2 protein-coding genes and 1 pseudogene are annotated in these 1,722 nt (G+C 44.0%); all 3 read left to right on the top strand.

The features are described 5' to 3' along the window. Positions 1 to 211 precede the first annotated feature (211 nt). A complete protein-coding gene (gene rsgA / locus WBJ10_RS03120) occupies positions 212 to 1,132 on the top strand; it encodes a ribosome small subunit-dependent GTPase A (protein ID WP_424288095.1) in 921 nt (306 codons plus the stop codon). A 1-nt stretch (position 1,133) separates the two neighbouring features. Beyond that, positions 1,134 to 1,586 (top strand): D-aminoacyl-tRNA deacylase, encoded by a 453-nt coding sequence (dtd, locus tag WBJ10_RS03115; protein ID WP_424288094.1) that lies wholly within the window; start codon positions 1,134 to 1,136, stop codon positions 1,584 to 1,586. A gap of 43 nt (positions 1,587 to 1,629) precedes the next feature. Further along, positions 1,630 to 1,722 (top strand): annotated as a pseudogene (locus WBJ10_RS03110) (pyrophosphatase); the annotation flags it as partial.

The raw sequence follows: 1,722 nt of genomic DNA, 5'->3' as shown, positions 1-1,722 counted from the left end.
AGGAAAGCGATGTGACGAGTAAGGCAAGACAACTTGCCCAGAAAAGCTTGGATTTTTGGATGTTTTGCATAATTATTTTTTAGTGATTGGTTTAAACAATTGCAAGCGAGAGCTAATTAATTATAATAATAAGATATATTTCTCATTTTTTAAATTTTTCGGTTTTTAACTGAGTAATATTTATTAGGCCTATCTCGTATCTTTACCCCTAATGAAAGGCCTAGTAATAAAATCAACCGGAAGCTGGTACGAGGTAGTCACTGAAAAAGGCGAGACCATCAATTGCCGTATTAAGGGGAAATTCCGCACGCTTGATATCAAAACGACGAACCCCGTTGCGGTTGGCGACCATGTAGAGGTCGAGCCCGAACCCGATCAGGAAACAGGCCTTATAACTATTCTGCACCCCCGAAAAAATTATATTATCCGGAAGTCTGTAAACCTTTCGAAACAGGCTCAGGTCATTGCGGCAAATCTTGACCAGGCATTTCTGATCGTTACACTTGCCTCACCAAGAACGTCTTTGGGATTTATAGACCGGTTCCTTGTTACAGCTGAAGCATATGCTATTCCTGCCATGCTGGTTTTTAATAAACTCGACCTCTTCAGTGAGGAAGGCCTCGATTTCCTCAAGGAATATCAAAAGATTTACGAACAAGCCGGCTACCCTTGTTACAGTGTTTCTGCAACAGAACAAACCAACCTGGATCAAATAAGGGACTTGTTAAAAGACAAAGTAACGCTGGTAAGTGGTCATTCAGGCGTGGGTAAATCAACCCTGATTAATGCGTTGCTCCCGGGATCACAGCTTAAAACCGGCGATATCTCTGACTGGAGCGATAAAGGTAAACACACTACTACCTTCGCTGAAATGATTGAGCTGCCTTTCGGCGGATATCTGATCGACACGCCGGGTATCCGGGAACTTGGGGTATTCGATATTGAACAACAGGAATTGGGAAGACTGTTTCCTGAAATACGTGAACTTATGGGGGACTGTAAATTTCACAATTGCCGGCACATTAACGAACCGGGCTGTGCAGTATTGAAAGCTCTGGAAAACGACGAAATTGAGCCTTCGCGATATGATAGTTATTTAAGCATTTACCATAATAACGACACCAGAGCCTGATATGAGAGCAATTATACAAAGAGTGAGCAGTGCTTCTTGTTCTGTAAGCGGCGAAATAACCGGAAAAATAGGGCCAGGCTTTATGGTCCTGCTCGGTATTGAAGAAGCTGACGGTACTGAAGATGTTGTTTGGCTCGCACAGAAGATAGCGAATATGCGAATTTTCGGAGATGAGAACGGCGCAATGAACAAAAGCCTGGCGGACGTTGGAGGTGACATACTACTGATCAGCCAGTTTACTTTATACGCATCAACTAAAAAAGGCAACCGGCCTGGCTTTACACGTTCAGCTAAGCCGGATGTGGCCACGCCGCTCTACGAAAAAATGATCAGCGAACTTGCTCAGGCAACGGGGAAAGTCATCCAAACAGGGGTATTCGGTGCCGATATGAAAATTAGCCTGGTAAACGACGGACCGGTAACCATTCCCATTGACACAAAATCTAAAGAATAATTAAATGACGCTGCAAGAAGCCCAGTAAACAGTTGATAAATGGATCAATACTACAGGAGTCCGGTATTTTAACGAGCTGACGAATACCGCTATGCTGATGGAAGAAGTCGGCGAGGTTGCCCGCATCATGGCACGC

Source organism: Daejeonella sp., from assembly GCF_049655485.1.
Classification (GTDB): Bacteria; Bacteroidota; Bacteroidia; order Sphingobacteriales; family Sphingobacteriaceae; genus Daejeonella.
Note: the sequence above shows the minus strand (reverse complement) of the source record. Positions and strands in the feature narration are given on the sequence as shown.

What these genes read in the sequence shown, in the direction of transcription:
- rsgA (WP_424288095.1), top strand. Translation starts at nt 212, where the DNA reads ATGAAAGGCCTAGTAATAAAATCAACCGGAAGCTGGTACGAGGTAGTC.
- dtd (WP_424288094.1), top strand. Translation starts at nt 1,134, where the DNA reads ATGAGAGCAATTATACAAAGAGTGAGCAGTGCTTCTTGTTCTGTAAGC.